The organism is Micropruina sp., from assembly GCF_027492755.1.
Lineage (GTDB): Bacteria > Actinomycetota > Actinomycetes > Propionibacteriales > Propionibacteriaceae > Micropruina.
In genome coordinates this window covers 1-8,421 of sequence record NZ_JAPUED010000088.1, presented here as the reverse complement: position 1 = coordinate 8,421, position 8,421 = coordinate 1, and the positions used below count along the sequence as shown (strand labels likewise).

Sequence of the window (8,421 nt, the reverse complement as noted above, 5' to 3'; positions counted from 1 at the left end):
CCCGAGCAACCATCCGGCGTCCTCAACCGGTTGTTAGGTTGAGGAGGTCCGATGCTGGCGGAGGTGAGGGTGGCGACGAGCGAGGAGGCCGCGAGCTTCGACGGCTTCGTCGCGACCCGGGGCCGCGCCCTGTGGCGCAGCGCCTGGCTGCTCACCGGTGACAGCCACCGCGCTGAGGATCTGGTGCAGACCGCGCTGACCCGGACCTATCCGCACTTCGCCAGAATCGGCCCGGACGGCTTCGAGGGCTATGTGCGCACCGCCATGTATCGCACCTACCTGTCCTGGTGGCGGCGCAAATGGACGGCGGAACTGCCGGGGAGGGCCGATCCCGGCACGGCGTCCGGACCCGATCTGGACATCCGCCACGATGTCCGGCGAGCACTGGCCGCACTGCCCCGGCAGCAGCGCGCCGTTGTGGTGCTGGTGTATTTCGACGACCTCACCGGCCCCCAGGCCGCCGAACTGCTCGGCATCAGCACCGGCACGGTGAAGAGCACCCTGTCCCGAGCGCTGGCCAAGCTGCGCACCTCTCCCCTGCTCACCGACGGGAGCCAGTGATGGACGACGACAAGCTGCGCGCCGAACTGCGATCGGCGATCCCCGAGCCTCCCGACACGTCGGCCTGGGCGGACGAGGCCCGACTGCGGCACGGCCGCCGGACCCGGCTGGCGATGACCAGTGCGGTCGCAGTGCTCGTGCTGGCTGTGACAGGCGCTTTCCTCTGGCCGTCGTTCAATGAGAGCGGACGAGTCGCCGTCCCCGCGACCTCACCGAGCGCCATGGAAACCCACGCTCCCCCGCTCCCGACGTCGTCCAGCCCGACGCAGTGTCGCGGACTGGCCCCGTCGACCAGTCCCGCCGAGGTGCCGGCCCGCGCCGACCGGCTGCTGCTGTGCCCCACCGCACGCTCCGCTGCTTCCACCTTCGCCCCGCTGGACGCCGTGGTCGGTGACGGCACGGCGAAGGTGCTGAACACCCTGACCGGCCTGCCCAAGGCGTCCAGCAGGCAGGCGTGCACCGAGGAGTTCGGACCCGACTACCTGCTGGTCGCCGAGTCCGACGGGCGTCCACCCGTGGTGATGGTGCTGCAGATCTACGGTTGTGAGCTGGTCGGCCTGACGGAAGCCCCCCGCGTCGGTGCCGAGAAGGTGCTGACCTCGTTCACCAAGGAGCTCAGCCGGCAACGGGAGCTGATCGACCGTCCCGCGGCGACCCGGACCGGCCGGCTGTGCGGAGCGCTCGAGACCATTCCGACCTCGGTGATGCCGATGACGGTGTCCGAGGCGACCGCCGGGCGGCTGTGCGTCTACGGCGCGGGCAGTGAACCGATCCGCGAGTCCACCCTGACCGCCGCCGACGTGCGGGCGATCGTCGCGGACTTCCCGGGCCGCAACGGCCCGTTCACCCCGCTGCCGTGTCCCTACCGGCCGAATGCGAAGAACCTGAGGATCGCCCTCACGTCCTTCTACGGGGACGTCGTGGTACTGGCCCAGTCCTGCGGAGGGGTCTTCGTGTTCATCGTCGGCGGCCAGCATCTGCAGTGGCAGCCGTCCGAGGCCCTCGACAGCCGACTGTCGAAGGTCGCCGACCGCTGAGCGGGTGCGGGGCCGTTGGTCGAGCTTGTCGTGATCCAGGGTTTCGACACGATCGGGGTTTCGACACGCTCAGCCGGCGGTGGGCTACAGCCAGTCGTTGCGGCGGAACAGCCAGTACAGGCCGATGGTGCCGATCACGATCAGCACGACGCTCTGCCACAAGCCCCACTCGGAGGAGAAGCCCCAGTAGGGCACGTTCTGGCCGAACCAGCCGGTGACCGCGGTCGGGACGGCGATGATCGCGCCCCACGAGGCGAGCTTCTTCATGATCGTGTTCAGCCGGGCGTCCTGCAGCGACAGGTTCGTCTCGAACACCGAGGTGACCATGTCGCGCAACGACTCCGACCATTCGGCGGCCCGCAGCACATGGTCGTAGAGGTCGGTGAACTCGCCGTCGAGTTCCCGGGACCGCCCCCAGTCGCCGATCAGCCGCTGGCGCATCACGCCGGCCACCACCTCGCGCATCGGCAGCACCACCCGGCGCAGCGACACCAGCGCCTTGCGCAGCGCGAACACCCGCACCTGGATCTCGCGGGTGCGGACCGTGTCGCTGAACAGCAGATCCTCGAGTTCCTCGAGGCTGTCGTCCATCGCCTGGACGGCCTCGAAGTGGCCGTCGACCAGCACGTCCAGCAGGCCGTGCACCAGGGCACCGGCGCCGTAGCCGAGCAGTCCGCTGCCCTGCCAGCGTTCGATCACCTCGTCCATGTCGACCTCCGCCCCGCGAGCCAGCCGAATGGTGATCAGTCCACGCGGCATCACGAAGGCCGAGACCCGCCCGATGGCCATCGCCGGCAGGCCCTGCGCGCCGTCGACCAGCGTCGCCGCGTAGCAGGTGAGGAAGGTGTGGCTGGCATGCCGGGTCGCCTTGGGCCGCTCGCGGGGCGCGACGGCGTCCTCGACCGCATGCCTGTCGAGACCCAGCTCGGCGGCCAGCTGCGCCAGCACCTCGTCCTCAGGGTCGTACAGGTCGAGCCAGGTGAGGGTCGCCGGATCGGCCAGATGGGTGTCCAGGTCGGCCAGCGGGAAGTCGGTGGCGACGAGTTCGCCGTCGCGCCACACCCGCCCCCGGACCTGGGTCATCGCAGGCTCACCGCGCGTCCAGCAGCGTGGCGGCGACCACGTGCCGCAGCAGGTCGCGGACGCACTCGGCGGCGCGCGACAGCGGCAGGCTGGACGGCGTCCCCAACGACAGGTGCACCTCGATGCCGGGCGCGATCCGGATCTGCCGCAGTGCGGAACCGTTGGTGAGCCGATCGGCGACCGAGCGCGGCAGCACCGTGGCGCACAGGCCCGCCGACACCGCCTGACCCATCAGCCCCACCGACTCGAGCTCGGCGAGCACCTGGGGCTGGATGCCGGCGGTGTCGAAGGCCAGGTTGATCGCCTTGCGAATCGTGTGCAGCGGGCTGGGCAGCATCAGCGGCAACTCGGTGAGCGCCTCGATCGGCACCGCATCGCCCGCCACCGGAGCATCGGCGGCACAGACCAGGACGAGTTCCTCGGTGATCAGCCGTTCGAAGACCAGGCCCTTCACCGGGCCGGAGTCGTACAGGATCGCCAGATGCAGGCGTCCGGTCATCATCGCTTCGCTGAGCACCAGGCCGAAGTTGTCGATGACGCGCAGCAGAATGTGCGGGTAGCGGGCTCGCACCGCCTCGACCAGCGGCAGTGCGATCAGGTTCGCCGTGCTGTACGGCGCCAAGCCGACGAACACCTGCCCGGCCACTTCGCGGCCGAGCAGAGCCACCTCGGCGACGGCGTCGTCCAGCTGCTTGAGGATGACCTGAGCGTGCCGGTAGAGCGCCGCACCGGCTTCGGTCGGTTCGACGCCCTGCTTGCTGCGGGTCAGCAGCCGCTGCCCCAGGTCGGCCTCGAGCGCGTTGATCTGCTGGCTCAGCGCCGGTTGGGCGATGTGCAGGACGTCGGCGGCGCGGGTCAGGCTGCCGACGTCGACGATCCGGACGAAGGTGGCCAGCCGCCTGGTCTCCATCGACACCTCCCGATCCATTCATCGCGACGTGCTATCACGTCAGAGAAATTCCGTCTTACCACAGTGCCGCGCGCAATCCCTACTGTCAGGGCATCCGACAGAAGGGGAGGATCATGCAGGCACGGATCGACCTGGTCGCCGACCTGGGCGAAGGTTTCGGCGACTGGACGATGGGTGACGACGCGTCGTTGCTGGAGATCGTCTCGTCGGCCAACGTAGCCTGCGGCTTCCACGGCGGCGATCCACGGATCATGGACGCCACCGCGCGCGCCTGCGCCGAGCGCGGCATCCAGATCGGCGCGCACCCGAGCTTCCCCGACCTGGTCGGGTTCGGACGCCGCGCCATGGACCTCACCGCGGACGAGGTACGCACCGACGTGCTCTACCAGGTGGGCGCGCTCTCGGCGTTCGCCCTGGCCAACGGCACCAAGGTGAAGCACGTCGCGCCGCACGGACGGCTGGGCAACCTGGTCGCCGTCCGCGCCGACTACGCCAAAGCGGTCTGTGACGCGGTCTGTTCGCTGGACGACTCGCTGATCATCGTCGCCCAGGACGGCGAACTCGCCGACGAGGCCCGGCGCCGCGGCCTGCAGGTGGGCATCGTCGGGATCGTCGACCGCGCCTATCAGGCCGACGGCACCCTGGTGCCCCGCTCGCAGCCGGGCGCGGTGATCCACGACCTCGACACCCTGGTCGCCCGCGCGATCCGGATCGCCACCGAATCCACCCTGGAGGCGGTCGACGGGACCGTGCTGCAGGTGCGGGCCGATTCGCTGCTGCTGCACGGCGACAACGCCGGCGCGGTGGCCACCGCCCGCGCGATCCGCGACGGGTTGACGCAGGCCGGCGTCACCATCGCCCCGATGGCCGACGTTCTCGCGGACAAGGGCTGATATGGCGAGCCTCGCGTCGACCGGCCCGGCGGTCCGGGTACTCGACTGCGGGGACTCCGCCGTCCGGGTCGTCGTCGACGCGCCCGATTCGGACGCCGCCTGGCGCACCGCGCACGCCCTCGCCGCGCTGCTCCGGCAGGACGCACCGGACGGCCTGCTGGGCGCGCTGCCCACCTACGATTCGCTGCTGGTCGAGTTCGACTGCGTCCGCACCGATCACGCGGGGATCCGCGGCAGGATCGCCGCACTGGTCGATCGGGTGGACGGCGTTCCGCTGCGGGTGCCCCGCACCTTCCGGGTTCCGGTCGCCTACGGCGGGTTCCACGGTCCCGACCTGGACGCCGTCGCAGCGATGCTCGATCTGTCCGCCGCCGAGGTGATCGCCCGGCACACCGCCGAACCCCTGCTGATCCGCTGCTTCGGCTCCCCGGCCGGCGCCCCGATGATGGACGGCCCCGCTTTCGGCGCACCGATCCCCCGGCTGGCGAGTCCGCGTCCGCATGTGCCGGCCGGCGCGGTCGCGGTCGCCGGACGCCAAGCGGTCGTGTCCGCCTGCCCGGCGCCCGGCGGCTGGCAGATCCTCGGAACGACACCGCTGCGGCTGGTCGACCCCTCACACGAGCCGCTGTCGGCCTACCTGCCCGGCGACTCACTGCACTTCTACCCGATCCCGGAGTCCGAGTTCGAGGCGCATCGCGGGGCGCTGTCGTGACCGGACGGGTGCGGGTCACCACCGCCGGGATCAGTTCGGTCACCGACCTCGGCCGGAGTGCCGGCGGTGCCGTCGGCCAGATGACCGGTGGCGCACTCGACCAGTACAGCGCGCGGGCCGCCAACGCCCTGGTGGCGGCACCGCCGCAGGCGCCGCTGATCGAGATCGTCGCGGCCGACTTCGCCGCGACCACGTCGGCGAACCTGCTCGTCGCGCTCACCGGCGCACCGGCGGATGTGGCGGTCAACGGCGTCCCGATGCGGCAGTGGGAACCGTTCTGGTGGCCGGCCGGCACCGAGCTCAGCGTGCGGTCGATCCGGCTCGGCATGCGGGTCTACCTGGCGGTGCACGGCACCCTCGACGTCCCGAAGCTGCTGGGCAGCTGCGCCCCGGACAGCGTGCTCGGCTTCTCCGGGCCGCTGCACCGCGACGACACGATCGGCGTCGAGCCCGGTCCGCTGCGGATCTTCCACTCACACCTCGGCATCCCGGTGGTGCGCGGCGCCGTCCAGCCACCCAGGTTCACCGACCACTGGCGGATCCCGGTCACCGACGGGCCCGACCGCGACGAGTTCGGCGCCAGCGCCCATCGCCTGCACGCCGGGCGCTTCGTGATCGGCAACCACAGCAACCACATCGGCCTGCGACTCACCCCGGTCGGCGGCGCACGGCTGCCGGTGCGCGAGCACCACGGCGAAGTGCTGTCCCGCGGCGTCCCGATCGGGGCCGTCGAGGTTCCGGCCGGCGACGAACTGCTGATCCTGCACCGGGGCCGCGGAGTGACCGCCGGCTACCCGGTGCTGGCTGTGGTCACCGCGACCGGCCTATCCCGGCTGGGACAGGCCCGTCCCGGGCAGAGCGTCGAGTTCGTCCGGGTCGGTCTCGGCGAGGCCGTCGCCGCTGCCCGTGCCGAGCAGGCCGCCATCGACCGCCTCACGAGGCGCCTCGCCCGGCTGATGTCGGCGCACGATCATCGGGGCTCCACGGCTTCGATCCCCGACTCCCGCCCCGTCCCGTCCGAGTTCGAACAACTCTCGACATCGTCCTAGGAGGAACCGACTGATGCCCATCAGTGACTACCGGACCGCTCTCGTCACCGGTGCCAACACCGGCATGGGAGAGGCGATCACCCGCATGCTCAGCGACGGCGGGGTGCAGGTCTACGGCGTGGCCCGCAACGCGGCCAAGCTGCAGCAGGTGGCCGACGCCACCGGCATGACCCCGATCGTCGCCGACATCTCCGATCCGGCCGCCATCGAGGACGCCGTCGACGGCTTGCAGATCGACATCCTGGTGAACAACGCCGGGGTCTCGGGCACCGGCAACATCCTGGACACCACCGCCGCGACGGTGGACGCGATGATCGACGTGAACCTGCGCGCGGTGCTGCACCTGTGCCGGCTGCTGGCCCCCGGCATGGTGGCCCGCAACCGGGGCCACATCGTCAACATCTCCTCGATCGCCGGCACCTACAACTTCTTCGGCCACACCGCCTACCACGCGACCAAGGCGGCCATCCACCAGGTGTCCCGGCAGCTGCGCAACGACATGCTCGGGCACAAGGTGCGGGTCACCGAGATCTGCCCCGGACGTGTCGAGACCGAGATCTTCGGCCGCAACTTCGGCGGCAGCCCCGAGGACCTGAAGCGGGCCTGGGAAGAGTTCTACGAGCACTACGAGTCGGTCACCACCGCCGACATCGCCGGCGCGGCCCGGTTCGCGCTGGAGTCCCCCGAGCACGTCAACGTCGGAATGATCGAGATCATGCCGACCCTCCAGGTACCCGGCGGGTTGACCTTCAACCAGAGCCGGTGACCGACCGGGCGGCGGGTAGCCGCCGCCCGCGAGTTTGGTCCCGGCTCACCCGGGGTCTCACCGAAACCACACACACCGAGAAATGCCAATGGAGGCGATAATGACTGAACCCATACCCCATAAGAAGACTCCGGCGAAAGCGACAATCGCCTCCTGGGTAGGCACGACGCTGGAGTACTACGACTTCGCCGTGTACGCCACGGCGTCGGCGCTGGTCTTCAACGTCATCTTCTTCCCACCGGAACTGCCCGAGGGAGTCCGGCTGATGCTCAGCCTGGCCACCCTCGGCGTCGGCTATCTGGTCCGGCCACTGGGTGCCTTCATCCTGGGGCCCCTGGGTGACAAATTCGGCCGCAAGTTCGTGATGCTGCTGACCCTGTTCGGCATCGGCGCCTGCACCTTCCTGATCGGCTGCCTGCCGACGTTCCACGACATCGGCATCTGGGCACCCATCCTGTTGGTCCTCATCCGGATGATCCAGGGACTCTCGGTCTCCGGCGAGCAGGCGGCCGCGATCACGATGACCCTGGAGCACTCGCCCGAGAACCGTCGTTCCTTCACCACCAGCTTCGTGACCAGCGGTTCCGCCGCCGGTGGGCTGCTCTCCACGGCTATCTTCATTCCGTTCGTCGCCCTGCCCCAGGAACAGCTGATGAGCTGGGGCTGGCGGGTGCCGTTCTGGCTCTCGGCCGTCGTCGTCATCGTCGCCTACATCATCCGGCGCACGCTGGAAGAGCCGCCCGCCTTCATCGAGGCCCAGGCGGTCGAGGTGCGGATGTCCCCGCTCAAGCAGGCCCTGCAGTTCCACTGGGGTTCGATCATCCGCATCGCACTCTGCGCGATGGTCGCCGGCGTCAGTTACATGTTCGCCACCTTCTCCATCGCCTTCGCCACCACCGGCTACAAGCTGGACCGGCCGACGATGCTGTGGGTGCCGGTGCTGGCGAGCCTCCTCGCCCTCGTCTACACGCCGGTGGCCGGATTGCTGGCCGACAAGATCGGCCGCCGCACCGTGTTCGTCATCGGAGCGTTCGGAGCCGCCCTCACCACGCTGCCGTACCTGTGGGCGATCACCCAGGGCAGCTGGCCGCTGATCTTCACCCTCGGCATCCTCTGCAACGGCTTCTTCTACTCCACGGCGAACGCCGCCTGGCCGTCGTTCTTCGCCGAGATGTTCCCGAACCGGGTGCGGGTCTCCGGGCTCGCGGTCGGCACCCAGATCGGCTTCGCCTTGTCGGGCGCCATCGCCCCGATCATTGCGACCGCGCTGGCGGGCGAGAAGGTCACTATGTGGGTCGGCCCGGCGATGTTCGCCATCGCTCTGGGTCTGGTGGCCGGCGTTGCCGGACTCACCGGCAAGGAGACCAAGAACTTGACCCTGGACGAGGTCAACGAGTCCAGGCAGACCGA

General features: G+C 69.9%; 9 protein-coding genes. 7 read left to right on the top strand and 2 right to left on the bottom strand.

The annotated features are described in order from the left end of the window. Positions 1 to 51: 51 nt before the first annotated feature. Positions 52 to 561, top strand: a complete 510-nt coding sequence (locus Q0066_RS06025; protein ID WP_298131069.1) for a SigE family RNA polymerase sigma factor — start codon at positions 52 to 54, stop codon at positions 559 to 561. Beyond that, positions 561 to 1,598: a hypothetical protein gene (locus Q0066_RS06020; protein ID WP_298131067.1), complete on the top strand. Its 1,038-nt coding sequence runs from the start codon at positions 561 to 563 to the stop codon at positions 1,596 to 1,598. Before Q0066_RS06025 ends, Q0066_RS06020 begins: the two co-directional genes overlap by 1 nt. 84 nt (positions 1,599 to 1,682) lie before the next feature. Here the strand turns inward: Q0066_RS06020 and Q0066_RS06015 are convergent, their stop codons facing one another. Beyond that, positions 1,683 to 2,681 (bottom strand): magnesium transporter CorA family protein, encoded by a 999-nt coding sequence (locus tag Q0066_RS06015; RefSeq protein ID WP_298131065.1) that lies wholly within the window; start codon positions 2,679 to 2,681, stop codon positions 1,683 to 1,685. Positions 2,682 to 2,688: 7 nt separating this feature from the next. Continuing rightward, positions 2,689 to 3,591, bottom strand: coding sequence for a LysR substrate-binding domain-containing protein (locus tag Q0066_RS06010; protein WP_298131064.1), 903 nt, complete (start codon positions 3,589 to 3,591; stop codon positions 2,689 to 2,691). 113 nt (positions 3,592 to 3,704) lie between these two features. Here Q0066_RS06010 and Q0066_RS06005 point away from each other — a divergent pair, with 113 nt between their 5' ends. The 5 genes from Q0066_RS06005 to Q0066_RS05985 form a co-directional block, all read left to right on the top strand. Next, positions 3,705 to 4,484, top strand: coding sequence for a 5-oxoprolinase subunit PxpA (locus Q0066_RS06005; RefSeq protein ID WP_298131062.1), 780 nt, complete (start codon positions 3,705 to 3,707; stop codon positions 4,482 to 4,484). Between the two features lies 1 nt (position 4,485). Beyond that, positions 4,486 to 5,196, top strand: a complete 711-nt coding sequence (locus tag Q0066_RS06000; protein ID WP_298131060.1) for a carboxyltransferase domain-containing protein — start codon at positions 4,486 to 4,488, stop codon at positions 5,194 to 5,196. Continuing rightward, complete coding sequence (locus Q0066_RS05995) at positions 5,193 to 6,245, top strand: biotin-dependent carboxyltransferase family protein (RefSeq protein ID WP_298131058.1); 1,053 nt, start codon at positions 5,193 to 5,195, stop codon at positions 6,243 to 6,245. The genes Q0066_RS06000 and Q0066_RS05995 overlap by 4 nt, the downstream gene beginning before the upstream one ends. A gap of 13 nt (positions 6,246 to 6,258) precedes the next feature. Beyond that, positions 6,259 to 7,011 carry an SDR family oxidoreductase gene (locus Q0066_RS05990; RefSeq protein WP_298131055.1) on the top strand — a complete coding sequence of 251 codons (753 nt, stop codon included), beginning with the start codon at positions 6,259 to 6,261 and terminating at the stop codon, positions 7,009 to 7,011. Between the two features lie 100 nt (positions 7,012 to 7,111). Then, on the top strand, positions 7,112 to 8,421 hold a 1,310-nt coding region (locus tag Q0066_RS05985; protein ID WP_298131054.1), incomplete at its 3' end, for an MFS transporter.

Excerpts from the sequence above, each read along its gene's own strand:
- Q0066_RS06020 (WP_298131067.1), top strand. The coding sequence starts at position 561 with ATGGACGACGACAAGCTGCGCGCCGAACTGCGATCGGCGATCCCCGAG.
- Q0066_RS06005 (WP_298131062.1), top strand. The coding sequence starts at position 3,705 with ATGCAGGCACGGATCGACCTGGTCGCCGACCTGGGCGAAGGTTTCGGC.
- Q0066_RS06025 (WP_298131069.1), top strand. The coding sequence starts at position 52 with ATGCTGGCGGAGGTGAGGGTGGCGACGAGCGAGGAGGCCGCGAGCTTC.
- Q0066_RS06010 (WP_298131064.1), bottom strand. The coding sequence starts at position 3,591 with ATGGAGACCAGGCGGCTGGCCACCTTCGTCCGGATCGTCGACGTCGGC.
- Q0066_RS06000 (WP_298131060.1), top strand. The coding sequence starts at position 4,486 with ATGGCGAGCCTCGCGTCGACCGGCCCGGCGGTCCGGGTACTCGACTGC.
- Q0066_RS05990 (WP_298131055.1), top strand. The coding sequence starts at position 6,259 with ATGCCCATCAGTGACTACCGGACCGCTCTCGTCACCGGTGCCAACACC.
- Q0066_RS06015 (WP_298131065.1), bottom strand. The coding sequence starts at position 2,681 with ATGACCCAGGTCCGGGGGCGGGTGTGGCGCGACGGCGAACTCGTCGCC.